Origin of the sequence: Pseudomonas sp. SCPG-7 (assembly GCF_002156405.1) — a bacterium.
Classification (GTDB): Bacteria; Pseudomonadota; Gammaproteobacteria; order Pseudomonadales; family Pseudomonadaceae; genus Aquipseudomonas; species Aquipseudomonas parakoreensis.
On record NZ_MVOO01000032.1, the window covers coordinates 1 to 24385 of the forward strand.

22 protein-coding genes are annotated in these 24385 nt (G+C 60.5%); 6 read left to right on the plus strand and 16 right to left on the minus strand.

Features of this window, described 5'->3' with window-relative positions; all coding sequences use genetic code 11:
* Together B1722_RS27910 and B1722_RS27915 are read left to right on the plus strand one after the other, a co-directional pair.
* Nucleotides 1-990: RHS repeat-associated core domain-containing protein (locus tag B1722_RS27910; RefSeq protein WP_140396055.1), on the plus strand; the 990-nt coding region annotated here is incomplete at its 5' end.
* The gene (locus tag B1722_RS27915) at nt 987-1289 is read left to right on the plus strand and encodes a contact-dependent growth inhibition system immunity protein (protein ID WP_041071898.1); all 303 of its coding nucleotides are present in this window, start codon (nt 987-989) and stop codon (nt 1287-1289) included. The genes B1722_RS27910 and B1722_RS27915, both read left to right, overlap by 4 nt.
* A gap of 81 nt (nt 1290-1370) precedes the next feature.
* On the opposite strand, the gene B1722_RS27920 is transcribed toward B1722_RS27915, so the two are convergent.
* Together B1722_RS27920 and B1722_RS27925 are read right to left on the minus strand one after the other, a co-directional pair.
* On the minus strand, nt 1371-3161 hold the full coding sequence (locus B1722_RS27920; protein ID WP_086794995.1) for a bifunctional diguanylate cyclase/phosphodiesterase: 1791 nt from the start codon (nt 3159-3161) through the stop codon (nt 1371-1373).
* A 134-nt stretch (nt 3162-3295) separates the two neighbouring features.
* Entirely contained in the window at nt 3296-5380 is a 2085-nt protein-coding gene (locus B1722_RS27925; RefSeq protein WP_161794910.1) for a carboxy terminal-processing peptidase, read from the minus strand.
* 138 nt (nt 5381-5518) lie between these two features.
* Between B1722_RS27925 and B1722_RS27930 the strand changes: the two genes are divergently transcribed.
* The gene (locus tag B1722_RS27930) at nt 5519-6481 is read left to right on the plus strand and encodes a zinc-binding dehydrogenase (protein ID WP_086794996.1); all 963 of its coding nucleotides are present in this window, start codon (nt 5519-5521) and stop codon (nt 6479-6481) included.
* 172 nt (nt 6482-6653) lie between these two features.
* Here the strand turns inward: B1722_RS27930 and B1722_RS27935 are convergent, their stop codons facing one another.
* The 6 genes from B1722_RS27935 to B1722_RS27960 form a co-directional block, all read right to left on the minus strand.
* The gene (locus tag B1722_RS27935) at nt 6654-7307 is read right to left on the minus strand and encodes an HAD family phosphatase (RefSeq protein WP_086794997.1); all 654 of its coding nucleotides are present in this window, start codon (nt 7305-7307) and stop codon (nt 6654-6656) included.
* Nucleotides 7308-7341: 34 nt separating this feature from the next.
* Nucleotides 7342-8331 (minus strand): ABC transporter ATP-binding protein, encoded by a 990-nt coding sequence (locus B1722_RS27940; RefSeq protein ID WP_041071908.1) that lies wholly within the window; start codon nt 8329-8331, stop codon nt 7342-7344.
* On the minus strand, nt 8328-9128 hold the full coding sequence (locus tag B1722_RS27945) for an ABC transporter permease (protein WP_007965346.1): 801 nt from the start codon (nt 9126-9128) through the stop codon (nt 8328-8330). Before B1722_RS27945 ends, B1722_RS27940 begins: the two co-directional genes overlap by 4 nt.
* A complete protein-coding gene (locus B1722_RS27950; protein WP_161794911.1) occupies nt 9115-9951 on the minus strand; it encodes an ABC transporter permease subunit in 837 nt (278 codons plus the stop codon). The genes B1722_RS27945 and B1722_RS27950 overlap by 14 nt, the downstream gene beginning before the upstream one ends.
* A gap of 5 nt (nt 9952-9956) precedes the next feature.
* A complete protein-coding gene (locus tag B1722_RS27955; RefSeq protein WP_086794998.1) occupies nt 9957-10763 on the minus strand; it encodes an alkaline phosphatase family protein in 807 nt (268 codons plus the stop codon).
* A 179-nt stretch (nt 10764-10942) separates the two neighbouring features.
* Nucleotides 10943-12010, minus strand: coding sequence for an ABC transporter substrate-binding protein (locus tag B1722_RS27960; RefSeq protein WP_041071914.1), 1068 nt, complete (start codon nt 12008-12010; stop codon nt 10943-10945).
* A 352-nt stretch (nt 12011-12362) separates the two neighbouring features.
* Here B1722_RS27960 and B1722_RS27965 point away from each other — a divergent pair, with 352 nt between their 5' ends.
* Entirely contained in the window at nt 12363-13076 is a 714-nt protein-coding gene (locus B1722_RS27965) for a UTRA domain-containing protein (RefSeq protein ID WP_086794999.1), read from the plus strand.
* A gap of 809 nt (nt 13077-13885) precedes the next feature.
* Here B1722_RS27965 and B1722_RS27970 read toward each other — a convergent pair.
* From B1722_RS27970 to minC, 8 genes are all read right to left on the minus strand, one after another.
* Nucleotides 13886-15220 (minus strand): amidohydrolase, encoded by a 1335-nt coding sequence (locus tag B1722_RS27970; RefSeq protein ID WP_086795000.1) that lies wholly within the window; start codon nt 15218-15220, stop codon nt 13886-13888.
* A gap of 66 nt (nt 15221-15286) precedes the next feature.
* The gene (locus B1722_RS27975; RefSeq protein ID WP_086795001.1) at nt 15287-17440 is read right to left on the minus strand and encodes a mechanosensitive ion channel family protein; all 2154 of its coding nucleotides are present in this window, start codon (nt 17438-17440) and stop codon (nt 15287-15289) included.
* Between the two features lie 77 nt (nt 17441-17517).
* The gene (locus B1722_RS29660; RefSeq protein WP_016773747.1) at nt 17518-17694 is read right to left on the minus strand and encodes a hypothetical protein; all 177 of its coding nucleotides are present in this window, start codon (nt 17692-17694) and stop codon (nt 17518-17520) included.
* 173 nt (nt 17695-17867) lie between these two features.
* Nucleotides 17868-19157, minus strand: coding sequence for a M18 family aminopeptidase (locus B1722_RS27980; protein ID WP_041068806.1), 1290 nt, complete (start codon nt 19155-19157; stop codon nt 17868-17870).
* Nucleotides 19158-19335: 178 nt separating this feature from the next.
* Nucleotides 19336-19971 (minus strand): RluA family pseudouridine synthase, encoded by a 636-nt coding sequence (locus B1722_RS27985; RefSeq protein ID WP_007960625.1) that lies wholly within the window; start codon nt 19969-19971, stop codon nt 19336-19338.
* Between the two features lie 90 nt (nt 19972-20061).
* Entirely contained in the window at nt 20062-20316 is a 255-nt protein-coding gene (minE, locus tag B1722_RS27990) for a cell division topological specificity factor MinE (protein WP_003223146.1), read from the minus strand.
* Complete coding sequence (minD, locus tag B1722_RS27995; RefSeq protein WP_007960626.1) at nt 20316-21128, minus strand: septum site-determining protein MinD; 813 nt, start codon at nt 21126-21128, stop codon at nt 20316-20318. The genes minE and minD overlap by 1 nt, the downstream gene beginning before the upstream one ends.
* Before the next feature lie 199 nt (nt 21129-21327).
* Nucleotides 21328-22065, minus strand: a complete 738-nt coding sequence (gene minC, locus B1722_RS28000; RefSeq protein ID WP_027613349.1) for a septum site-determining protein MinC — start codon at nt 22063-22065, stop codon at nt 21328-21330.
* A gap of 117 nt (nt 22066-22182) precedes the next feature.
* Here minC and B1722_RS28005 point away from each other — a divergent pair, with 117 nt between their 5' ends.
* Both B1722_RS28005 and B1722_RS28010 read left to right on the plus strand, forming a co-directional pair.
* Nucleotides 22183-23118, plus strand: a complete 936-nt coding sequence (locus tag B1722_RS28005) for a lipid A biosynthesis lauroyl acyltransferase (protein ID WP_086795002.1) — start codon at nt 22183-22185, stop codon at nt 23116-23118.
* Nucleotides 23119-23153: 35 nt separating this feature from the next.
* Entirely contained in the window at nt 23154-24326 is a 1173-nt protein-coding gene (locus B1722_RS28010) for a patatin-like phospholipase family protein (protein WP_086795003.1), read from the plus strand.
* Nucleotides 24327-24385 lie beyond the last annotated feature (59 nt).

Here is a 24385-nt window from a genome sequence, read left to right on the forward strand (position 1 = left end):
CAGCACCGCCTGATCGGCCTGACCCGCCCCGACGGCCAAACCGCGTCCTACCAATACGACGCCTTCGGCCGGCGCATCCGCAAAACCGTCGACGGCATCAGCACCGAGTTCTTCTGGCAAGGCGACCACCTCGTCGCCGAAAGCAGCAAAACCCACCACCGCAGCTACGTCTACGAACCCGGCACCTTCCGCCCGCTGGCGCTGCTCGACGGCAAAGGCCCGAAAAAGGCCTGCCCGTTCTACTACCAACTCGACCACCTCGGCACCCCGCAGGAACTGACCGATTACAGCGGCGAAATCGTCTGGTCGGCGCAATACGACGCCTACGGCAAGGTCGCGGCGATCACTCTGGCGGGCGAGGACTACCTCGACCAGCAGCTGCGCTTTCAGGGGCAGTATTTCGATGCGGAGAGCGGGCTGCATTACAACCGGCATCGGTATTACGACCCGAGGTTGGGACGGTATCTGACGCCGGATCCGATCAAGTTGGCGGGTGGACTCAACCAATACCAGTACGTGCCGAATCCGACGGGGTGGGTGGATCCGTTGGGGTTGGCTTGCGCACCGTGTCCTGGGGCAATACAAGCTGATGGGCCTTATAGCGAGATAGTGCCAGGTGGGGGCTTGGCTACGCATGAGGCTCAGGGCGGACACCTAATAATCAAACATATTGGTAGAACTGACGCGCAATTAGCCCAAAGATTAATGGCGGAGCCACATATTCCAGCAGCCTCCACATTTTCCGATCGCGCCGGAGCTGAGGCTGCTGTTTCAGAGGCTTTGAGGGTGAATGCGCAAAAGGTGCAAGATTTTTTAAATAGCAAAAAAGGAAAGACAACTATCACCCATCATCTCAACCAGCCAGTGGGAGTGAGCTTGCTCAATGGCGCCACACATCCTCAGTCGGCACTAAAGCTCCTGCTAGTTCTGAAAAAAGACCCTACACTCCCTTTGGGATATTTTTTGCTGACCGGATTTCCAGAGCTATGAATCACGAATTCCCCGAGCTTCACGACTTTTTTGGGGCCTACTTTCATCAAGATTGGCTAATAGAGTACGACACCCCCGATAAAGTTATTGCTGACTTCTTACAAACCTCAGATCCGGAAATAATACTTTTGGTTTGTGAGGAGTTGCAGTCTTTGCTAAGTCAAAATAAAGATGAGCTGACAATAAGAGATTACTTGTTGAGAGATCTCAGTTGCTACTACTGCTATTGGAATAAGTGGGCTTCCGGTCAAGAATGGTTAAGCCACGTGCTGGCTGTGCTGCAAAGTGGAAAAAATTAGAGTGAGTTGCTCTTTTAAGTTCTGGAGTTGTATCTGAACAATTTTTTTCAGATTTGGAAAGTGGTTATGTCGTCTGTGGCATCAGCGTTGGCTAATCAGTTGCGGCAGTTGAAGGTCGGCAGCAGTGAGACTATCAATCACATGCACGCTATACCCCGGAACATTCTTCGCATGATGTTTCGCCTGCGAAGCCATCTCCGCCAGTTGACTCGCATCCAGTTCGGCGCAGGCTTCCGGGTGCAGGTGGACGACGCCGATGGATAGTGACAGCAACGGGAATTCCTGGCGCACGCCTTGGCGATTCGGCGCAATGAAGCAGCCAGCCTCAAGATGCTCCGGGCGATAGAAACGCCTACATTGGCTCTGGAAGTCGTCGAGCAGTTGGTTGAGGCGTTTGCGCCAGTCTTCCGGGCCGAGTACCAGCAGGAAGTCGTCGCCGCCGATGTGGCCGACGAAGTCGCGGGACGGGTCGACGCGTTCGTTCAGGCATTGCGCCAGACACAGCAGGACTTCGTCGCCACGGCCGTAGCCGTAGATGTCGTTGAAGGGTTTGAAGCTGTCGATGTCGACGTAGCAGATGATCGATTCGCGGCCTTGTTGCAGCAGGCGGGTCAGGCATTGCTGGATCGGCACGTTGCCGGGCAGCAGGGTCAGCGGGTTGGCGTAGCGCGCCTGCTGGATTTTCAGTTCGGTGATGAGTTTGAGCACGTCGATTACCCGACCGAGGCCGAGATAGCCGCCGTTGAGGGTGATGATGAAATCTTCTTCGATGCGCTGCCGGGCGCGGCTGGTGATCAGGCGGCTGACCTGTTGCAGCGACTGGCTCATTTCCACGGCGAGGAAGTCATCGTTCATCAGGCGGCTGATCGGTTTACGTGCGAACAGGTCGGTGGCGAACGGTTTGAGCAGTGCGTCGGACAGCGAATGGCGATGGACGATGCCGCACGGCTGGCCCTGTTCGTCGAGCACCGCCAGTGAGTTCAGATTGGCCTGGCGGCGGAAGGCTTCCAGCACCGTCGCGGTTGGTGTGTCGCGATGCACCGCCGGTTGGTCGTTGAGCAGGGCGCTGAGGTCGCTGCCTTCGTCATTCAATGTCACGGCGCTGCTGTCGTGTTTCGGCATCAGGGCCCGGGCATCGCGGGGCGGATGCTCCTGTGGACGACCCAGCAGGTAACCCTGCACCAGGTCGACGCCCATCTCGGTCAGCACCGCCAGTTCCTCCGGCAACTCGATACCTTCGGCAATCACTTGCGCGCGCGAGGCCTTGGCGATTTGCAGGATCGAGCCGACGAACTCTCGTTTTAACGCGTCCTGATGAATGCCGTCGATGAAGTGTCGGTCGATCTTCACGTAATCCGGGCGCAGTTCTGACCACAGACGCAGGCTCGAATAGCCGGCGCCCAAGTCATCCAGTGCAATCGAAAAGCCCATCGCCCGATAGTGATGCAGCGCGGTTTGCAGCAACTGGAAATCGTCGATCGGCGTCTGTTCGGTGAGTTCGATCACCACTTGGCTCGGCGGAATGCCGAAGTCCTGCAACAGTTGCAGAGTGCGTCCCGGTTGGTGCGCGGCTTCGAGCAGGGATTCCGGAGAGACGTTGAGAAACAGCTTGCCCGGCAGTTGCTGCTCGTTGAAACGACGGCAGGCCGACTGGCGGCAGGCGATCTCCAGTTCGCTCAAGCGGCCGGCTTGACGCGCCACCGCGAACAGCGCGATAGGCGAGTGCAGAGGGCTGTTGGACGGGCCACGGGTGAGGGCTTCGTAGCCGAGAATGCGACGCTCGGAGAGACAAATGATCGGCTGGAACAGGCTGTGCAAACCGCTTTGAGTCAGGATCGAGCTCAAGGCACTCAGCTGTTCGGTCGTGGTCATGGCAATCTCTGGCGATAAAAAAAGGACTGGGAGCGCTCTCGATGAAGAGAGCAGCTCCCAGTCCTTTATTTCACGACAGAATGATGACTGTTTGATGACGCTCCGGGGAGCGTCACCACTAAATTGCCATCATCTTACTTCTTGGCCACCTGATTGCTCAGCTTCAGATAATCCAGCAGCACGCGCCCGGTTTCGCTCAGGTAAGCGTCGTCCTCTGGTTTGACCTTGTCCGGCTCAGCCGCAGCCAGCGCGTCTTCGTCTTCTTTCTTCAGCTCTTTGAGCGGCTCTTCGCCTTTGGCTTTGCGACGGATGTTTTCCATCGCCAGTTGCTTGGCATCGATGTCCGCGTGCTGGGCACGGCGGTCGGCTTCGTTGAGGCTGACGGTTTTTTCTTCCATCAGCTTCTGCGCCAGGGCCAGCTTGTCGCGGATGAATACGAACTCGGCGTCTTTGGCGCTGCGTGCGTCGTGCTCGGACTTGAGCTGCGCGAGGAACGGTTTGAACGGATCGGAGGCCGGCTTGATTGCCGCCTTGATGGTGTCCCACGGCATGGCTTCCGGCAGGGCACTTTCGCCGATTTCCTTGGTGTCGATGATCGACGGGTAGTCGATGTCCGGCAGTACGCCCTGATGCTGGGTGCTCTGCCCGGACACCCGGTAGAACTTGGCCAGGGTCAGTTTCAGTTCGCCATGGTTCAGCGGCTGAATGGTCTGTACGGTGCCTTTGCCGAAGGTCTGGCCACCGATGATCAGTGCGCGATGGTAGTCCTGCATGGCGCCGGCGAAAATCTCCGAAGCCGACGCGGACAGGCGGTTGACCAGCAGTGCCATCGGGCCTTTGTAGAACGCGCCCGGGTTTTCATCTTCCAGTACATCGACGCGGCCATCGGCGTTACGCACGAGGACGGTCGGGCCCTTGTCGATGAACAGGCTGGTCAGCTCGGTGGCTTCCTGCAGGGAGCCGCCGCCGTTGTTGCGCAGGTCGATGACCACGCCGTCGACTTTTTCTTTCTGCAGTTCGGTCAGCAGTTTCTTGACGTCACGGGTGGTGCTCTTGTAATCCGGATCACCGGCACGGAACGCCTTGAAGTCGAGGTAGAAGGCCGGGATCTCAATGACGCCGAGCTTGTAGTCCTTGCCGTCCTGTTTCAGGTTCAGCACGGACTTTTTCACCGCCTGGTCTTCAAGCTTCACCGCTTCGCGAGTGATCGGCACGATCTTGCTGGTCTGGTCGTTCGGCGCATTGCTCGCCGGAATCACTTCCAGGCGCACCACGGTGCCTTTCGGGCCGCGGATCAGCTTGACCACTTCGTCCAGACGCCAGCCCACCACGTCGACCATCTCTTTGTTGCCCTGGGCAACGCCGATGATCTTGTCGGCCGGTGCGACCTGTTTGGTCTTGTCGGCCGGGCCTGCCGGCACCAGACGTACGACTTTCACTTGATCGTTGTCGCTCTGCAACACGGCGCCGATGCCCTCGAGGGACAGGCTCATGTTGATGTCGAAGTTCTCCGCGTTATCCGGCGACAGATAATTGGTGTGCGGGTCGTAGGACATGGCGAAGGTGTTGATGTACGCCTGGAAGATGTCTTCCGCGCGGGTCTGATCGAGGCGCGCCAACTGATTCTTGTAGCGCTTGGTCAGGGTTTCCTGGATCTGCTTGGAATCCTTGCCGGCAATCTTCTGCCGCAGCACTTCGTCCTTGACGCGTTTGCGCCACAGGTCGTCGAGTTCAGCGGTGGATTTGAGCCAAGGGGCGTCCTTGCGATCAATCAGCAAGGTCTCCTTGGTGGTGAAGTCCATCTTGTCGACGCCCTTGTTCAGCTCCGCAATGGCGAAGTCCAGACGCGCCTTGACGCGGTCCAGATAGCGCTTGTAGATGGTGAACCCGGCGTTGAGGTCGCCGCTCTTGAGGAAGTCGTCGAACTGGGTCTTCCACTTGTCGAATTCGGCGATGTCGCTGGCCATGAAATAGCTGCGCGACGGGTCCAGCAGCTTGATGTAGCTGTCGTAGATGATCACCGAGCGCGCATCGTCGAGCGGCGGCTTGCTGTAGTGGTGACGCTTGAGCAACTCGACGACGTTGAGACTGGCGATCACTTCGTCGCGATCAGGCTGCAAGTTGTCCCAGCTGTTGGCTGCGAAGGTTTTGCCCGACATCGGCAACAAGCCGATACCGATGAAAAGAGCGAGGGCGGTGCTGGGGAGCAAATGCTTCATGCTGATTCGACGCGGGGACAATTGATAACGCATATTAGGCCGTCTTTGAAGTCGCCGGTTCTACGAGAGCCGGTCGCATAATGCAAAAAGCCCGGCGCTACAGCTTCGGGCTCAGTCCAGACTCACTATGGAGGCACTGTGAAGGCATTGCAAGGCGTTGAAGGTCAAGTGGCATGGGTTGAAGAGTCGAGTCCGGCATGTGATGTAGGACAAGTGCGCATTCGTGTGGCGGCAGCCGGCCTCAATCGCGCCGATTTATTACAGAAAGCCGGGCTTTATCCACCGCCGCCCGGTGCCAGTCAGGTGCTCGGTCTTGAGTGCTCCGGGGTGATCAGCGAAGTCGGCGCCGGCTCGTCGTGGCAGGTCGGCGACCGGGTCTGCGCCTTGCTGGCCGGGGGCGGGATGGCCGAAGAGGTGGTCGTCGACGGACGGCACGTGCTGCCGGTGCCCGAAGGTGTTTCGTTGATCGAGGCCGCGGCATTACCCGAGGTTTATGCAACGGTCTGGCTCAACGTGTTTCAACTGGCGGCGCTGAAACCCGGCGAGAAGGTTCTCCTGCACGCCGGGGCCAGTGGAATTGGTTCAGCCGCCATTCAGCTATGCAAGGCGTTCGGCAATCCATGTTGGGTCAGCGTCGGGTCGGCTGAGCGATTGGCCTACTGTGAGGTGCTGGGAGCCCAGGGCGGCGTGGTGCGCACCGATGATCTGGAAAGCCTGCGCGACTTCGGGCCGTTTGACGTGATCCTTGATCCGGTCGGCGGCAACTATGCGGCACTGAACCTCAAGCTGACGGCGCTGGACGGACGCTGGGTACTGATCGGCCTGATGGGCGGACGTGAGGCGAAACTGGACCTGGCACAGGTACTGGCCAAGCGCGTGCAGTTGCTCGGTTCGACGTTGCGCAGTCGCGACGATCAGTTCAAGGCCGACCTGTTCAGCGATTTGAGCCAGCATGTGTGGCCGCTGTTTGCCGAAGGGCGGTTGAGTCCGCAACTGGCGAAAACCTTCCCGGTGAAAGACGCCGAGGCGGCGTTTGCCGAGCTGGCGAGCAATACGGTTTCGGGGAAGGTGGTGTTGGTGATTGACGACAGTCTGAGCTGACCTCCACCAACCCTTGTGGCGAGGGAGCTTGCTCCCGTTGGGTCGCGAAGCGGCCCCAAATCATTCAACGCGGTGAGTCAGATTAAACCGGTTGGCTGGTTTTGCGACTGCTTCGCAGCCGAGCGGGAGCAAGCTCCCTCGCCACAGCTAAGCTTCCACATTGGATCTTTGTTTATTTCCAGAGGTGAATCGGCCAGCCGGTTTTTTCGGCGTGCGCCAGCAATACCGGATCCGGATTCACGACATGCGGGAAATCGACCTTCAGCAGCAACGGCAGATCATTGCGTGAATCTGAATAGAAACTCGCGCCTTCCAGGTTCTCTTCCTCGGCGTCCAGCCATTCCAGCAGGCGGGTGATCTTGCCTTCGCGGTAGGTCAGCGTGCCGACGGTCTGGCCAGTGTAAACGCCGTGCGCGACGTCCAGTTCGATGCCGAGAATTTCATCGATGCCCAGGCGTTCGGCGATCGGTTTGACCAGGTGCGTGCCCGAGGCCGAGATCACCAGAATCCGGTCGCCGGCTTTGCGATGGGCGGCGATGGTTTTGGTCGCGTCGCTGAAGATGATCGGTTCGATAAAGTCCTCGACCCATGGGCCGACCAGGTGCTCGACCTCTTCCGGGGTACGCCCGATCATCGGCTCGAGGCTGAACGCCATGAATTCTTCCATGCGCAATTTGCCATGGCTGTAGGCGTCCATCAGCTCGTTGTTCTTGCGCATGAACGACTCGGGATCGACCCAGCCCAGGCGCCCCATCTGCTCGCTCCAGAGGGTGGCGCAGTCGCCGTGGATCAGGGTTTCGTCCAGATCAAAAATTGCCAGGGCCATCAGTGCAGTTCTCTCTTCAACGTCAGCAAAGTCATCAGGCTACCTCACACAGGGCCGTCGGATCGATGGAAAGCGCCAGACGCTGACCGTCGGGATGCAGATCCGCCGCCGAGCGGTTGAGCACGTCCACCACCAGTTCCACACCGCGCGCTTCGACCCGATAGCGGATCACGTTGCCGAGCAGGCTGTGGCTGCGGATCTGCACATCGAGTTCACCATTGAGGCTCAGTTCGATGGCTTCCGGGCGTATGGCGATGCGGTGGTTGATCGGCCGTTGCAACAGCTTTGAGGCACTGTCGGCGTCGAGCAGGTTGTAGTTGCCGATGAAGCCGGCGGCGAACACATCGACCGGTGCGGTGTAGAGGGTTTCGGCGTCTCCGCTTTGCACGATCTTTCCCTGGTTCATCAGGAAAATCCGGTCGGACATGGTCAGCGCTTCTTCCTGGTCGTGGGTGACGAAGATCGTGGTCAGGCCGAGTTCGCGCTGGATCTGGCGGATCTGTTCGCGCAGGTGTTTGCGGATTCGCGCATCCAGCGCCGACAGCGGTTCATCCAGCAACAACAGGCGTGGGCGGGTGACCAGCGAGCGGGCGAGGGCGACACGCTGGCACTGACCGCCGGAAAGCTGATGCGGATAACGGCTGGCGAAGTCGTTGAGCTCGACCAGTTTCAACACTTCAGCGACGCGCTTGTGGCTGTCGTCGGAATTGACCTTCTGCATGCGCAGGCCGAAGGCGACGTTCTGCTCGACGGTCATGTTGGGGAACAGCGCGTAGCTCTGGAACACCATGCCGATCCCGCGTTTCTGCGGGCTCAGCGGCACGATGTCGACGCCATCAAGCAGGATCTTGCCGCCATCCACCGGCGTCAGCCCGGCGATACAGCGCAGCAGGGTGGACTTGCCGCAACCGGACGGGCCGAGCAGGGTGACGAACTCGCCTTTGTTGATTTCGCAGTTGATGTCGCTGAACACCGTGGTGCCCGCGTAGTTTTTCTGCAGGTGTTGGACGCTGACGTAGCTCATTCGCTTTTGTCCTTGTTCAAGATGTTGGCGATCCAGGTCAGGACCAGCACGAAAAAGAAGTACGAGATCACCAGCGCACTGGTGAAGTGGCCGCTGCTGTTGCGCATGTTGTTCAGGTACACCTGCAGGGTTTCGTAGCGCGTGCCGACGAGGATGTTGGCGAACACGAATTCCCCGAACAGGAACGAGAACGACAGCAGCAGCGCGACCATCAGGCCTTTGCGCAGGTTCGGCAGTACCACCAGAAACGCCGCCTGAAAGGTGCTGGCGCCGAGCAGTTGCGCGGCGTCCATCAGGTCGCGCAGGTTGATCGCCTGCAGGTTGTTGGTGATCGCCCGGTACATGAACGGCAGCGCTACGGTGAAGTAGCAACCGATCAGGATCCACGGCGTACCGACCATCGCCAGCGGCCCGGAACCGTACAGTTGCAACAGGCCTACCGACGACACCACTGGCGGCACCGCGAAGGGCAGCAGGATCAGGATGTTCATCAGCGCATCGAGTTTCGGGAAGTGGTAATGCACCACGAACAGCAACGGCAGTATCAGCACCACCGACAGCACCAGCGCGCCCACGCACACCAGCAGCGACTGGCCGAAAGCATGCAGGAAGCGTGGATCGCTCCACAGCTGGAGGTACCACTTGAAGGTGAAGCCGCTGGGCAGGATGGTCGCCGACCAGCTGCTGGCGATCGAATAGATCAGCGTACCCACCAGCGGCAGCAGCAGGATCGCGAACAGCAAATAAACCACGACGCGGTGGTAGACGCCGGCCGGGCCGGATTCAGCGCGAGACATGGTAGCTCCTCTTCAACAGCAATTGATGCACGACGGTGACGAGGGTCATCAACGCCACCAGCACCACGGCCAGGGCGCTGGCCAGATTCGGATCGAGGGAAATATCCCCGGAAACCATTGCCGCGATGCGGATCGGCAGCACGTTGAAGTTACCGGTGGTCAAGGCGTACACCGTGGCGTAGGCGCCGAGAGCGTTGGCCAGCAGGATCACGAAAGTGCCGAGCAGTGCCGGGGTCAGCACCGGCAGACCAATATGCCGCCAGAACTGCCAGCCGTTGGCGCCGAGCAGCGCAGCGGATTCGCGCCAGTCTTCACGCAAGGCGTCGAAGGCCGGGTAGAGCAGCAGCACGCCGAGGGGAATCTGGAAGTAGGTATAGAGAATGATCAGACCGGTTTTCGAGTACAGGTTGAAGTCCTGAATGATCCCGGCCTGCTTGAGCATGATGGTGATGCTGCCGTTGAAACCGAGCAGGATGATGAACGCAAAGGCCAGCGGCACGCCGGCGAAGTTGCTGGTCATGTTGGCGAAGGCATTCACGAAGTTGCGCAGTTTCGAGTCGACCCGGCGCAACGAATACGCACCGAGCACGGCGATGATGATGCCGAATACGCTCGACCAGAAACTGATCTCCAGGCTGTACTGAATCGCCTGCAAATAGAACTTCGAGCTGAAGATCTTGCTGAAGTTGGCGAAGCCCCAGCCGAATTCTTCCGATTGCAGGCTGTTGATCATCACCCAGACCAGTGGGGCGATTTCGAACACGATAAAGAACAGGGCGAACGGCACCAGGCACAGGGCTGCCAGCCATTTACCGCGAGTCATGGCATTCACTTGAGCAGCTCCCGGCATACAGGTTTGTCGTGGGGCGCGCCGAGCAGTTCGCAGACGGTGCCGCAGATCTCGGTTTGTTTCGGCGCGGCATCAATATTGAAGCTGAAGGCGTCACCGAGAACGAACAGCGGCACCTGGCGTTCTTCCGGCAGCAGGCCGTTGTGCGAGCGGTCGTTGTTCATGCCGTGGTCGGCGGTGACCAGCACCTGATAGCCCGCATCGAGCCAGCCTTGCAGGTAGTCGGCGAGGATGATGTCCGCCGAGCGTGCGCTGTTGCGGTATTGCGTGGAGTCGAGGCCGTGCTTGTGGCCGGCGTCGTCGATGTTCATCGGGTGAATCAGCAGAAAGTTCGGCGCATGGCGCAGGCGCAGGTTTTCCGCGTCGGCAAACAGGTGCGAATCCGGGTAGTGATCGCTCCAGTAGAAGTGGCCGTGCTGGATCGGCAATGACAGGTTTTCGGTATGCCGGTCGCGGGCCACGACGAACGGCGAGCGGTTATACAGCTCGCTGACCCAGTGATAGGCCGCTGCGGCGGTTTTCAGGCCGGCGTCGCGGGCGTAGTGATAGACGCTGCGCTGGTTGGACAGGCGCGCAACGTTGTTGTGGACGATGCCACTGTCGATCGGCGGCACGCCGGTGAGGATGCATTCGTAAAGCGGTCGGGACAGGGCCGGCAACTCGCACTCCAACTGATAGAGTGCGGCGCGTCCTGCGCCAACGTAAGCCTGCAGATGCCCCATGGCGTGCCGCGCGACCTCGTAATTGAGACCGTCGAGCACGACAAGGATGACGTTGTGCTTCATAGGGGCAAAAACTCCGCGAAAACAGGAAGTATCAGATTCATTCGGGAGCCCTTGTGGGAGCGAGCTTGCTCGCGAAGGCGTCGTGTCAGCCACCATCAATGCTGAATGAAAGACCGCATTCGCGAGCAAGCTCGCTCCCACAGGGATCTCCGGCAATCCCGAAAGTGGGATTTACAGGATTACTTCATCTCGACGATGACTTCTTCGTTCCACTTCTGCGGCAGGGCCTTGGAGGTTTTTTCCCACGCGTCGGCGTCCTTGATTGGCGTGACCTTCTTGTACTGCTCGTTTGGCAGCAGCTTGGCCTTCACGTCTTCCGGCAGTTGCAGATGTTCGGCACGGATCGGACGGGCGTTGCCGCGCGCCAGGTTGGTCTGGCCGGCGTCGCTGAAGATGTATTCGCGGGTCAGCTTGGCGGCGTTCGGGTTTTTTGCGTACTTGTTGATGATGGTGGTGTAGCCGGAAATCACCGAGCCGTCGGACGGGATCAGCACCACGTAGTCATCCGGGTTGGCCATCTTGGCCTTGTAGCTCAGACCATTGAAGTCCCAGACCACGCCGACTTCGATCTCGCCTTTTTCCATGGTGGCGATGGTCGGGTTGGCCATCGACAGGCGACCTTGCTTGGCGATGTCTGCAAACAGCAGCAGGGCCGGTTGGAGGTTTTTCTCGTCGCCACCGTTGGCCAGGGCAGCGGCGAGTACGCCGTTGGCGGCTTGCGCGGCGGTGCTCACGTCACCGATGGAAACCTTGTATTTGCCGCCCTTGAGGTCAGCCCATTTGGTCGGTACTTCGGAACCGTGCAGCAGCTTCTTGTTGACAATGAAGGCGATGGTGCCGGTGTAGGCCAATGCCCAGTTGCCGTCCTTGTCCTTGGCCCATGCCGGCACCTGATCCCAAGTGCTCGGTTTGTACGGTTGCACCACGCCCTGCTTGACCGCGATCGGGCCGAAGGCGGCGCCGACGTCGCCGATGTCGGCGGTGGCGTTGTCTTTTTCAGCGGCGAACTTGGCGATTTCCTGGGCCGAGCTCATGTCGGTGTCAATGTGTTTCAGGCCGTAGGTCTTGGCCAGGTCTTCCCAGGTGCCTTTCCAGTTGGCCCAGTCATCGGGCATGCCGACGCTGTTGACGGCGCCTTCCGCTTTCGCAGCGGCTTCGAGGGTTTTCAGATCGGTGTCGGCCGCCATGGCGGCGGTGCACATTGCAATGGTCGAGCCTAACAGTGTTGCCAGGAAAAGCTGTTTCATTCCGAAGCTCCTTGGTCGTGTTCAACGCTGCGATTGCGGTTTGTGTTGGTCTAGGTCAGCAATACCTGAGCCAATTTAAGGGGGCTGGATGACACTTTGATGTCGGCGGTCGCCCGGCAGGCCTTTTATTTGCCCGGTTTCGGCGCTTGCCCGCTAAGCGTAGACCAAGGTCAAAGCCCCGGCAGACAAGGCACTTGGCCGATGTATTGCAAGTCATGAGGGCGACCGTCGGGCGGGTTTGTCATCTCTCGGTCATCTGCACTGCCTAGGCTTGCAAGACATGGAAACGGCTTGCAGGCCGTACGGTTTTTGCCCCGAAACAGTGCTGGTCTAGTCCAGATAGGTAACGTTGATGCGCGATGAGGCAACAAAAGCGGTGACAGCCATCGGCCAGGTGCTGCAGGAGCAGCTCGATCACGGCCTGTTGGCGCCGGGCAGCAAGCTGCCGGCCGAGCGCAAGCTCAGTGAGTTGTTCGGCACCACGCGCATCACGGTGCGTGAGGCGTTGTTGCAGCTGGAGGCGCAGGGGCAGATTTATCGCGAGGAGCGCCGTGGCTGGTTCGTTTCGCCGCCGCGTCTGGCGTACAACCTGATGCAGCGCAGTCACTTTCACGCGATGGTCAGTGCGCAGGGGCGGGAGCCGTCGACCGAGGTGATTTCCGCGCGCCTGCAGCCAGCTTCGGCGGCGGTGTGTGCGTTGTTGCAGTTGCCGGCGTTGTCCAGCGTGATTCAGATTTGTCGGTCGCGGCGCATCGACGGGCGGCTGGTGTTGTATGTGGAGCATTATCTGAATCCGCAGTATTTTCCGGGGATTCTGGGGTTTGATTTGAATCAGTCGATGACCGAGTTGTATGCGCGGCATTACGATTTGCGCTATGGGCGGGTGCGGTTCGAGATTGTGCCGACGTCGTTGTCGGTGGATGCGGCGGCGGCTTTGCGCGTGTCTGTCGGGAGTCCGGGGTTACGGATTGCTCGGGTCAATTATGATCAGCATGAGCGGTTGATTGATTGTGATCTGGAGTTTTGGCGGCATGATGCGATTCACGTCGGGGTCGATGTTGTTTGAGCGTTTGGCCTTGGCGGCCTCTGGGCCGACCAGGTTCTTGGGGTTTTGGGTGTTTATCCGTTGCTTCGGGTGTTGCGGCTGGCGGTTTCGCTCTTCCAGCGACTCCCTTTGGCAAACGCCCCAAAGGAAGCAAAGGTCTTGGCCCCGGCGTACGGCCCTCGCAGTGGCTCGGGTTCCTTCGTTGCGGGGCTCATCCGGGGGGCATCGCCTCCGGTTTGCTTCGCTGCACCTCCTCTCGATGTGTTTGGCTACGCCAAACGGTCGCTGCGCTCCCACCCCCGGATAACCCCCTCCACTCAGCCTGCCGAAGGGGCCGGCACGGCAAGATCAAGAGCTGCAGCCGAGCTAACGCTCATCCTGTTGAGTGGTGAAAAGCATGCGGTCTGCCTGGACTGCTTTGTTTTCTATGGGAGCCAGTCTGCTGGCGAAGGCGGCCTGACAGCCGACCAATTTCCAACTGAATACACTCATTCCCACTGTGGGAGCTGGCTTGCCAGCGACGGCGGCCAGACACCCTACCAGTCTCGAGCTGCCAACACCCATTCCCACTGTGTGCGCGCCTGCTCGCGAAGGCGGCCTGACAGCCGACCAATCTCCAACTGAATACACTCATTCCCACTGTGGGAGCTGGCTTGCCAGCGAAGGCGGCCAGACACCCGACCAGTCTCCAGCTGCCAACACCCATTCCCACTGTGTGCGAGCCTGCTCGCGAAGGCGGCCTGACAGCCGACCAATTTCCAACTGAACACACCCGATCCACCTGTGGGAGCTGGCTTGCCAGCGAAGTCGCCCGCACAATCACCCCATCTCTATCTGGCAGCCTCAGCATTCCCATACAAATAATCCGTCGCCAGCGACGCCATCGTCCTCACCCCAACCACCAGCGCCGACTCATCCACAAAGAATCCCGGATTGTGATTCGGCGCCGCCTTGCTCATGTCCTGATCCCGTGGTGTCACCCCGAGAAACACAAACAGCCCCGGCACTTCCTTGGCAAAGAACGAGAAGTCTTCCGCGCCGCCCACCAGCGGCGCATTGACTACGTCATCCTTGGCTGCCCACTTCAACGTTGGCAGCATTTTTTCCGTCAGTGCCGGGTTGTTGATCGTGGGGTCGTATTTTTCGATGATGGTCACGTCGGCTTTCGCGCCGCCGCTTTCGGCGATTTTTTCGATGGTCTGGCGTACGTCGGCGTGGAGTTTCTGGCGGATGCCGTAGTCGTAGGAGCGGATGGTGCCGCTCATGTCCACGGATTCGGGGATGATGTTGTAGCGGGTGCCACCATTGATGGTGCCGATGCTGACCACCGACGGGTAGGACGAAATGTCGGTGCGGCGGCTGACCACGGTTTGCAAGCCGACGATGGTTTGTGCGCCGACGGTGATCGGGTCGATGCCGTCCCACGGGCGGCCGGCGTGGGTTTGTTTGCCGAGGATTTTGATGCGCAGGTCGTCGGAGCTGGCCAGGGTGGCGCCGGGACGATAGGCGATCTGACCGGCGGGGACGCCGGCCCAGACGTGCAGACCAAAGACGGCGTCGGGTTTGGGTGATTTCATCACGCCTTCCTGCACCATCATTTTTGCGCCCCAAGTGTTTTTGCCGTCGGGGATGAAGTCGCTCGGGCCTTCTTCGGCGGGCTGGAAGTAGAACACCACGGTGCCGGGCAGGGTGTCGCGCAGGCCAGTGAGAATTTTCGCCGTGCTCAACAGGATCGCGGTGTGGGCGTCGTGGCCGCAGGCGTGCATCACGTCGACTTCTTTGTCCAGATAAGTGCCTTTGGCTTTCGAGGCGAAGGGCAGGTCGGCGACTTCCTTGACCGGCAGCGCGTCCATGTCGGCGCGCAGGGCCACGGTCGGGCCGGGCAGGGCGCCCTTGAGGATGGCGACTACGCCGGTGCGGGCGACGTTGGTTTTGACTTCCAGGCCCAGCGCCTTTAGCTGCTTGGCGACCAGTTCCGCGGTGCGTTTTTCGCTGTTGCCCAGTTCCGGATGCGCGTGGATGTCGCGGCGGGTTTCCAGCAGTTCCGGTTCAAGTGCCTTGGCTTGCGTGGCGATCTGTTCGCGGGTGCTGTCCAGGGTGGCGGCGCTGGCGGTGCCGGCCAGCAGCGTGAGCAGAACGGTCTGGGCGATACGTGTCAGCTGCATCGGGTTTCTCCATGGTTATTTTTTTTCTGGCTTCCCTGCCTGTGACCCGAGTGTCTGCGCGAAGTGCTATTCCTTCGGCTGGCCACCGCCGGCAGTGATGACCTGCACGCTCATGCGTGGCGTCGCCAGATCGAGTCCGGCTTCGTCCAGATGGCGTTTGAGCGACAGGTTGAACGCTCGGGAAACTTCCCATTGTTTGATCGGTGCGGTCTTGAAGCGCGCGCGCAGGATCGCGCTGCCGGACTCGAAACTTTCCACACCCTGAATCTCCAGTGGCGACCAGATATTCCGCCGTTGCAGTGGGTCGGTACGCATTTTCTGGCCGACGTCGCGCATCAGTTTGATCGCATCGTCGATTTCCATGTTGTACGGCACCGCCACGCGGAAGATCGCGTAGCCGAACTCCCGGGAGTAGTTCTTGATGCTTTTGATTTCGCTGAACGGGATGGTGTGGACGATGCCATCGATGTCGCGCAGGCGCACAGTGCGGATGGTCAGGCCTTCGACGGTGCCGAGGTGGCCGCCGACGTCGACGTAGTCATCAATGGCCAGCGAGTCTTCGATGATGATGAACAGACCGGTGATCAGGTCCGCCACCAGCGACTGCGCACCGAAACCGATGGCCAGACCGATCACACCGGCACCGGCCAGCAGTGGCGTAACGTTCATGCCCATGTTCGCCAGGGCGACGATCAACGCGATGATGAAAATCGCCACGAACAGCACGTTGCGGATCAGCGGCATCATCGTCTGTGCGCGGGCATTCGCCAGGCCTTTGCGCGAGCGGGTGAGGGCGTGATGCACGGCGGTGTCGGCAAGGATCCAGATCAACCAGGAGAAAATCAGCGTACCGATCAGGCTGAACAGTTTGACGCTGACGTCATGCCCTTCGCCCTCGGCAAAGCCGATCAGCGATTTGCCCCATACGCGCAGGCCGAGTTCGATGAAGGTCAGCCACACCAGCAGGTGGGCGAGGGTGTAGAAGAAGCTTTTCAGGCGCTCCGAGTACAGCGCATGGCGCTTCGGCCCGCGTTGCGGTTTGAGCGAGTGCCGGCGCACGAGACCGTTGATCACCATGCACATCACCAGCAGCACCGTGCAGATCAGCGACTGGCGCAGGGCGGTGCTGGTGTCGCCGGCAGAGACGAAGGTGGCGAACAGCGAAATCCCGACCAGCACCAGCGCCGGCACGTACCAGAAGGTGCCGAGGATATCGATGGTGTCGCTGAGGGCGCGGCGGGTCAGGCGACGGGACAATGGCTGGTTGCGGATCAGGTGCGCGATCGGCCGGCGGAAACGCAGGATGAACAGCCCGGTGAACAGCGCCGCGAGGACATTGGTGACGGTCGCGGTGGTGTGCGCCAAATGCACGCCGAGGCTTTCCACCAGGCGCGGATCGTTAAGCGCTTCACCGAACGCGGCGAAGCTGCCGATCAGCCACAGCGGACGGAACGCCTGATGCCGCAGGATGTACAGCGCCCGATGCCGGTGCGGGCCGTCGAGCAGCGAGAAGGCGATCACGCAGATCGCCGAGAAACAGGTGCCGACCACCAGCGCATAAGCCAGCACCATCGCCAGGCTCTTGCCCAATGACGAGGGCAGCGCGTAGCTCATGTAAACGGTGATGACCAATGCAATCAGCCATGGCCCGAGCTTGCGCAGGGCGAAGCGCAGCATGTCGAGGGCCTTGGGGTGCTGCGGCAGTTCTTCGGTCAGGCCGAAGCGCATGCGCACCCGGTGACCGAGCCAGATCAGCGCGGCGGCGAGCAGGCTCCAGACCATCAGGATCACCGCGAAGCCGAAGATGATCGGCAGCCACTCGCTGGCCGGCAACATCAGGTTATCGAGTTCGTCCTTGGCCAGATCGAACTCGTCGGACCAGCGGGTCAGCGGACTGTCGTCGCCGGAGAACTGCTTCTCGAAACTGGCCAGCGTGCCGCCAATCAGGCCCAGCACGCCTTCTTCCGGTGAAACCTGGGCTTTCTTTGTGGCGTCGCGCAGCTTTTTCAGGTCGCTCAGCAACTGTGCGCGTTGCTTGTCGTTTTCCAGCGACTTGATGACTTCATCCAGCGACTGACCCAACGGTTCCTGCGCCTCGGGCTGCGCCTTGGTGGAGTTGAGCAGCCCCGGCAAGCCGACCGCGTGGGCAGGGGCCAGCGGCAGCAGCGTCATCAGGCAGACAAGGAACAGGCAGGGCAGAGCAAACAGACGAGCGAACACTAGGCGGTCAACCTCGCAAAGGGGCGAATTGAGCGAGTGTACGAGGCAGTCAGAATCAATGCGAGCCGGGCGCGGATTTATTCGTTGAGTTTGGCGAGGATCTTGTAGACCACGGTCGCCAGGATCATCAGCATGCCGATCCACATGGCGAAGACGCCGGCGTTCTTGTCGCGGAAGTTGAAGCCGATCGCCAGCAGGATCATTCCGGACAGGATCGGAATGAGCATGGCGTGGAAGGAGGACATCGAAATCATGGTGACTGCCTTGTCGAAGGGGATGATTTAAGTCTAGGTCGCTTTCTTTGAAGCTGTATTGATCTGTGTAGGAGCTGCCGCAGGCTGCGATCTTTTGATCTTGGGTATGCAATTCAAAAGCAAGATCAAAAGATCGCAGCCTTCGGCAGCTCCTACAGGGGTTTGCGATGAGCTTATGGCAACTCGCGGCTGGCGTAGAACGCGCTCAGCACTTTGACCAGGTGTGCCAGGTCATGGCTGCCGCACAGTTCGCGGATCGAGTGCATGGCGAAGGTCGGCAGGCCGATATCGACGGTGCGCACGCCCAGGTGGCTGGCGGTGATCGGGCCGATGGTCGAACCGCAACCCATGTCGCTGCGCACCACGAAGCTCTGTACCGGCACTTCTTCGGCCATGCACAGGTGGCGGAAGAATCCGGCGGTTTCGCTGTTGGTGGCGTAGCGCTGGTTGCTGTTGACCTTGATCACCGGGCCGGCGTTGAGTTTCGGGCCGTGGTTGGCGTCGTGCTTCTCGGCGTAGTTGGGGTGTACGCCGTGGGCGTTGTCAGCCGAGACCAGCAGCGATTTCTGAATGGTACGGACGAACTCGTCGCCTTCCGGCAGCAGGCGGCGCAGGGTCTGTTCGAGCATCGGGCCATCGGCGCCGCACGCCGAGCAGGAGCCGACTTCTTCGTGGTCGTTGCACACCAGCACGCAAGTTTCTTCGGTGTCGGCGCTGAGCAGGGCTTGCAGGCCGGCGTAGCAGGACAGCAAGTTGTCCAGGCGCGCGCCGGCGATGAAGTCGCCATGCAGGCCGATGACCGCCGCGCTCTGGGTGTCGTAGAAACTCAGCTCGTAATCCAGCACCACGTCGGCGTTCAGGCCGTGTTCGCGAGCCAGTTGATCGGTCAGTACCGCACGGAAGTCGACGCGCTCGTCACCGGCGAATTGCGCGAGGATCGGCGGCAGCTCGGTCTGCGCGTTGATCGCCCAGCCCTGATTGGCTTCACGGTTGAGGTGAATCGCCAGGTTGGGAATGATCGCGATCGGCGCCTTGAAGTCGATCAACTGACTTTCGACCTTGCCATCGCGGCGGAAGGTCACGCGGCCGGCCAGCGACAGGTCGCGGTCGAACCACGGCGCCAGCAGTGCGCCGCCGTAGACTTCAACGCCCAGTTGCCAGAAGCCCTGACGTTGCAGTTCCGGTTGCGGCTTGACCCGCAGGCACGGGCTGTCGGTGTGAGCGCCGACCAGGCGGATGCCGTCGTGCAGTGGCGAGTTGCGGCCCATTTTGATCGCGACGATCGAGGAGTCGTTACGGGTGACGTAATAGCGGCCGTTGGCCTCGGTGGTCCATGGCTCGCGCTCGTCGAGGCGCACGTAACCGGCGGCCTCCAGACGCTGAACAAGGCTGGCGGTGGCGTGGAACGGGGTAGGGGAGGCCTTGAGGAAGTCGATCAGGCCTTGGTTCAACTCTTCGCGCATAAGAAGCTCCAGACAGCAATGGGCGCGAGTTTAACGCATCGGCCGGGGAATTGAATCCGAACCGGATCCCTGTGGGAGCTAGCCTGCTCGCGAAAGCGCTATGACATTCAACATTGATGCTGACTGATCAATTGCTTTCGCGAGCGGGCTCGCTCCCACATGGGTTCGGCGGTGCTTGTCAGAACGGCGCAGGGCACTCGAAGCGCAGACGCTCGCCGGTTTGCGGATGGGTGAAGCTGAGCATGCTGGCGTGCAGGCACAGGCGCGGCCAGGCGGCGAGGGCCTGTTCGTGGGCGTAGAGCCCATCGCCCAGCAACGGGTGCCCGATGGACAGCATGTGCACGCGCAACTGGTGCGAGCGCCCGGTGATTGGCGTCAGTTCGACGCGGCACCAGTCGCCGCAACGTTCCAGTACGCGCCAGAAGGTCAGTGCGTGTTTGCCGAATTCGTGGTCGACCACGTGGCGCGGTTTGGTCGGTGGGTCGTAGCGCAGCGGCAAATCGATGCTGCCGCTGTCCAGTTCCGGCTGACCCCAGGCCAGGGCGGTGTAGGCCTTTTCGGTTTCGCGGTCGTGAAACTGCCGCGACAATTCGCGGTGGGTGTCGGCGTCACGGGCCAGCAGAATGATGCCGGAGGTTTCCCAGTCCAGACGATGGACGATACGCGCTTCCGGGTAGCCGTTTTCCTGCAGGCGGGTGATCAGGCAGTCCTTGTTGTCGTCGGCGCGACCGGGCACCGAGAGCAGCAAGGTCGGCTTGTCGACCACCAGTACAGCGGCGTCCTGATGGATGATGCGGATGTTGGACAACGGCATTAAAACAGCCTCGTAACAAATGCCAACGGCGGTTCAGGGCCATTCCCGCATGGGAGTGACCCTGAACCGCCGTCGTTCTGCCGGATCGACTCAGCGATCAGGCAGGGTGATGTTGAGTTCCAGAATCGAGCAACTGCCCTGGCTTTCCAGTGCAACATGTACGTCGTCGTTGCCGATGTTGACGTACTTGCGGATCACGTCGACCAGTTCCTTCTGCAAGGCTGGCAGGTAATCCGGCGTGCTGCGCTGGCCGCGCTCATGCGCCACGATGATCTGTAGACGCTCTTTCGCTACCGAGGCGGTACTTGGCTTTTTGTTGGCACGAAAGAAGTCAAAAAGGTTCATTACCTACCTCCAAACAGGCGCTCGAAGAATCCCTTCTTCGTAACATCGAGGAAACGATGTTCTTTTTCTTTGCCCAGCAGACGATCAACGGCATCGCTGTAGGCCTGACCGGCATCGCTCTGGTCGTCGAGAATCACTGGAACGCCCGAGTTGGAAGCCTTCAGGACCGCCTGCGACTCAGGGATGACGCCCAGCAGGGTCACGGCCAGGATTTCCTTGACGTCTTCGACGCCCAGCATTTCGCCATCGCTGACGCGCTGCGGGTTGTAACGGGTCAGCAGGAGGTGTTCCTTGATCGGCTCTTCGCCGAGTTCGGCACGACGCGATTTGCTGGCCAGCAGGCCGAGCATGCGGTCGGAGTCACGTACCGAGGACACTTCCGGGTTGGTCACGATGATCGCTTCGTCGGCGAAGTACATCGCCAGGTGTGCGCCTTTCTCGATGCCTGCCGGGGAGTCGCAGACCACGAAGTCGAAGTCTTCCTTCAACTGCATCAGGACTTTTTCCACGCCTTCCTGGGTCAGCGCGTCTTTGTCGCGGGTCTGGCTGGCGGCCAGCACGTAGAGGTTTTCCAGGCGCTTGTCTTTGATCAGGGCCTGCTGCAGGTTGGCTTCGCCGTTGACCACGTTGACGAAGTCATACACCACGCGACGCTCGCAACCCATGATCAGGTCGAGGTTACGCAGGCCCACGTCGAAGTCGACGATCACTGTTTTGTGGCCGCGCAGAGCGAGGCCGGTACCGATAGCGGCGCTGGTGGTGGTCTTACCCACACCACCCTTGCCGGATGTAACCACGAGAATCTTGGCCAAGGTGTTTCACCCCTAAGGAAGAAGGACTGTTTAGCCCCTGAAAAACATCTCTTGAAAACTACTGCAGTCGGACAGCCTTGGCTGGAATTCGGCGCAAGTCGCAATTGCCGGGGGCAAACGCTCCTTGATCCTTTTTCCTACTTCGTTTGAGCCGTTTTCGCTACGTTTTAGAGATGCTTGGAAAATGCGGCAGTATCCGTTAAAGCCGAATGATGTTCAACACGTCGGCCGACAGGCTGACCTGTACGCCGGAGCCCCACAGTGGATCGCGGCGCAAATCTTCGGAAACCTTGTAATGCCCGGCGATGGAGATCAGTTCAGCGCTCAATTGCTGACAGAAAATCCGCGCCTTGGTGTCGCCTTTGACGCCGGCCAGGGCGCGACCACGCATCGGGCCGTATACATGGATGTTGCCATCGGCCAGAAGTTCCGCCCCCGGACTCACCGAGGACACCACCACCAGATCGCCACCCTGGGCGTATATCTGTTGGCCACCACGTACTGGCGTGGTGATGACGCGGGTCGGTTTGACCGTCGGCTCCGGCGGTTTTTCCGGCTTCTTTTTGACTTCCGGTTCCGGGGCCTCCAACGGCCGCTCGCGGGCGCCGGACGGCGGCAGCACCGGGATGTCGATGGCGATGGCGGCAGCGATGTCTTCGATACGGCTGGCGCGGATTGCCAGGGTGCGCAGACCATGTTGACGGCATACGCGCATCAGACCGGGCAGATCGACCGCGCCTTCGCCGGGCGGCAGTTTGTCCAGCGCCAGGACCAACGGTGCATTGCTGAAGAAATTCGGCGCCTGGGCGACTTTGGCGGCCAGTTGCCGATCAAGGCTGTCGAGGTCGTTGCGGGACAGTTCCAGCACCGTGATGGCCAGCATGCTGCCCTTCAACTGGAACACGGGATCTCGGTCTGGCGATTCGTTTTGGCTCATATCGGCATACAACGGCTTGTCACTAAAAGTGCCGAGACTTATAACGAGAACGCCCGCGAGCCGCAAGCCGGGTCGAACGATGTAGAATGCGCGGCCACTGAATTTACGGAAGCTTTAATGGATCGCCCGCGTTTTCGAAGAGCCTATCTTTCTCCCCGCTTCTGGCCGCTCTGGTGCGGTCTGGGGCTGTTGTGGCTGGTCGTGCAGTTGCCATATGCGGTTTTACTGACGATCGGTCGTGTTTTGGGCGCATTGATGTATCGCGTGGCCGGCGACCGGCGGCGCATCGCCAAGCGCAATCTCGAGCTGTGCTTCCCGGAAAAATCCGCCGCCGAGCGTAAACGCTTGCTCAAGGAAAACTTCGCCTCCACCGGCATCGCGTTTTTTGAAATGGCGATGAGCTGGTGGTGGTCCCGTGAGCGTCTGGCCAAACTGGCCCACGTCGAAGGCCTGGAGCATCTGCAAAAAGCCCAGCGCGAAGGCAAGGGCGTGATCCTCATGGCTGCGCACTTCACCACTCTGGAAATCGGCGCGGCGCTGCTCGGCCAGCAGCACACCATCGACGGCATGTACCGCGAGCACAAGAACCCGTTGTTCGACTTCGTCCAGCGTCGCGGCCGCGAGCGGCACAACCTCGATTCGCTGGCGGTGGAGCGTGACGACGTGCGCGGCATGCTCAAGCTGCTGCGTTCGGGCCGGGCGATCTGGTACGCGCCGGATCAGGACTATGGCGCCAAGCAGAGTATCTTTGTGCCGCTGTTCGGCATTCAGGCAGCGACCGTGACTGCGACCACCAAGTTTGCCCGTTTGGGTAAAGCGCTGGTGGTGCCGTTCACTCAGGAGCGTATGGCCGACGGCAGCGGTTACAAGCTGGTGATTCATCCGCCGCTGGAAGACTTTCCGGGTGAAACCGAAGAGGCCGACTGCATCCGCATCAACCAGTGGGTGGAAAGCGCCTTGCGCGCCTGCCCTGAGCAATACTTGTGGGCGCACCGCCGCTTCAAGAGCCGTCCACCGGGCGAGCCGAAGCTTTACCCGAAACGGCGCGGCTGATTCACTCACCCTTTCAAGCACCACGGAGCGTTGCGATGAGCCCAGCTGAACCGGTCACAGGTTTGATTCTTTCCGGCGGCGGGGCTCGGGCGGCGTATCAGGTGGGGGTGCTGGCGGCGATTGCCGAATTGCTGCCGCTGGGCGCGGACAATCCGTTTCCGGTGATCGTCGGCACTTCGGCCGGGGCGATCAATGCGGTTAGCCTGGCCAGCGGCGCCACCGATTTTCGCGCGGCCATCGAACGTCTCACTCTGTTCTGGCAAGGCTTTCGCAGTCATCGGGTGCTGCGCAGCGATTGGCCCGGGGTGATCCGTCAGGCCAGCCGCTTTGTCAGTCACAGTTTGCTCGGCATCGGTCGGCAACTGCCGGTGGCGCTGCTCAACAGTTCGCCGCTGCGCGACCTGCTCAATGAAAAACTACACATGCCCGGCATCGCCGAATCCATCGCCCGCAAGCAATTGCATGCGGTGGCGGTGACCGCGTTCGGCTACGAGTCGGGGCAGGCGGTGACCTTCTATCAGGGCGGCGGCAAGATCGATGCGTGGTTGCGCCATCGACGGATCGGCGTGCCGGCGCAATTGTCGGTGGACCATTTGCTGGCCAGTTCGGCGATCCCGTTGCTGTTTGCCCCGGTCAAAATCGGTGAGGAATATTTCGGCGACGGCGCAGTGCGCCAATCGGCACCGATCAGTCCGGCGCTGCACCTGGGCGCGAGTCGGGTGCTGGTGGTGGGTGTGAGCGGCAACCCGCGCGGTTTTGATCCGCAGCAGCCGCTGGAGCGCGCCTACACCGGGCAGCAGCCGACGCTGGCGCAGATCGGCGGGCACATGCTCAACAGCACATTCATTGACAGTCTGGAGAGCGACATCGAATTGCTGCAGCGTCTGAACCAGTTCAGTCGACTGATGCCCGATGGCGTGCCGACTCGTGAGTTGGGCGTGGCGCCAGTGGACGTGCTGGTGATTGCGCCGAGTCAGCCGATCGACGAGATCGCCGCGCGGCATCGCCAGGAGTTACCGGCGGCGTTGCGTTTGTTCTTGCGCGGCCCGGGGGCGACGAAAACGAGTGGGGCAGGGGTGCTGAGTTATCTGCTGTTCGAGGCGGGGTATTGCAGCGAGCTGATCGACCTGGGACGGCGCGATGCGTTGGCCAAGCGCGAGGAGCTGTGCCGGTTTCTGGGGATCACCGAGGCGGTGGTTCCGGCCTGAGATTTGCGGTGAAGCCTTCGCGAGCAGGCTCGCTTGTATGTTTAGACTTGAAGGGGTGG

What these genes read in the sequence shown, in the direction of transcription:
- B1722_RS27915 (WP_041071898.1), top strand. Translation starts at nt 987, where the DNA reads ATGAATCACGAATTCCCCGAGCTTCACGACTTTTTTGGGGCCTACTTT.
- B1722_RS27920 (WP_086794995.1), bottom strand. Translation starts at nt 3,161, where the DNA reads ATGACCACGACCGAACAGCTGAGTGCCTTGAGCTCGATCCTGACTCAA.
- B1722_RS27925 (WP_161794910.1), bottom strand. Translation starts at nt 5,380, where the DNA reads ATGAAGCATTTGCTCCCCAGCACCGCCCTCGCTCTTTTCATCGGTATC.
- B1722_RS27935 (WP_086794997.1), bottom strand. Translation starts at nt 7,307, where the DNA reads ATGGCCCTGGCAATTTTTGATCTGGACGAAACCCTGATCCACGGCGAC.
- B1722_RS27940 (WP_041071908.1), bottom strand. Translation starts at nt 8,331, where the DNA reads ATGAGCTACGTCAGCGTCCAACACCTGCAGAAAAACTACGCGGGCACC.
- B1722_RS27945 (WP_007965346.1), bottom strand. Translation starts at nt 9,128, where the DNA reads ATGTCTCGCGCTGAATCCGGCCCGGCCGGCGTCTACCACCGCGTCGTG.
- B1722_RS27950 (WP_161794911.1), bottom strand. Translation starts at nt 9,951, where the DNA reads ATGACTCGCGGTAAATGGCTGGCAGCCCTGTGCCTGGTGCCGTTCGCC.
- B1722_RS27955 (WP_086794998.1), bottom strand. Translation starts at nt 10,763, where the DNA reads ATGAAGCACAACGTCATCCTTGTCGTGCTCGACGGTCTCAATTACGAG.
- B1722_RS27960 (WP_041071914.1), bottom strand. Translation starts at nt 12,010, where the DNA reads ATGAAACAGCTTTTCCTGGCAACACTGTTAGGCTCGACCATTGCAATG.
- B1722_RS27965 (WP_086794999.1), top strand. Translation starts at nt 12,363, where the DNA reads ATGCGCGATGAGGCAACAAAAGCGGTGACAGCCATCGGCCAGGTGCTG.
- B1722_RS27970 (WP_086795000.1), bottom strand. Translation starts at nt 15,220, where the DNA reads ATGCAGCTGACACGTATCGCCCAGACCGTTCTGCTCACGCTGCTGGCC.
- B1722_RS29660 (WP_016773747.1), bottom strand. Translation starts at nt 17,694, where the DNA reads ATGATTTCGATGTCCTCCTTCCACGCCATGCTCATTCCGATCCTGTCC.
- B1722_RS27980 (WP_041068806.1), bottom strand. Translation starts at nt 19,157, where the DNA reads ATGCGCGAAGAGTTGAACCAAGGCCTGATCGACTTCCTCAAGGCCTCC.
- B1722_RS27985 (WP_007960625.1), bottom strand. Translation starts at nt 19,971, where the DNA reads ATGCCGTTGTCCAACATCCGCATCATCCATCAGGACGCCGCTGTACTG.
- minE (WP_003223146.1), bottom strand. Translation starts at nt 20,316, where the DNA reads ATGAACCTTTTTGACTTCTTTCGTGCCAACAAAAAGCCAAGTACCGCC.
- minC (WP_027613349.1), bottom strand. Translation starts at nt 22,065, where the DNA reads ATGAGCCAAAACGAATCGCCAGACCGAGATCCCGTGTTCCAGTTGAAG.
- B1722_RS28005 (WP_086795002.1), top strand. Translation starts at nt 22,183, where the DNA reads ATGGATCGCCCGCGTTTTCGAAGAGCCTATCTTTCTCCCCGCTTCTGG.
- B1722_RS28010 (WP_086795003.1), top strand. Translation starts at nt 23,154, where the DNA reads ATGAGCCCAGCTGAACCGGTCACAGGTTTGATTCTTTCCGGCGGCGGG.